Source organism: Bacillus sp. SIMBA_005 (assembly GCF_046535585.1).
In the GTDB taxonomy this organism is placed as follows: Bacteria; Bacillota; Bacilli; order Bacillales; family Bacillaceae; genus Bacillus; species Bacillus pumilus.
On record NZ_JAWRWI010000807.1, the window covers coordinates 1 to 253 of the forward strand.

The following is a 253-nucleotide window of genomic DNA, read 5'->3' on the forward strand; positions in this document are numbered from 1 at the left end:
GTGGACACGCGCGAAGGTGCAGGCGCTGCAGGAACAGCTCGCCAGCGCTGCCGATGCCAACGCCGCGTGTAGCCTGTTGGACGCCGCGGTTTCGACCTACGCCGCGCGCAACAGCGCCGCACGCGCAGCATCGAAACTGCTGCACGTGGCACTTGAACAGCTGCAGGTCTACAGCGTCACCCAGACGGCGCGCACGTTGGGCATCAGCGAACGGCAGCTGCGCCGGATCCTGCACGACGCGCTGGGCATCGGC

1 protein-coding gene is annotated in these 253 nt (G+C 68.4%); it reads left to right on the plus strand.

The annotated features are described in order from the left end of the window. A partial coding sequence (locus SB660_RS22315; RefSeq protein ID WP_410584648.1) for a hypothetical protein occupies positions 1-253 on the plus strand: 253 nt, incomplete at both ends.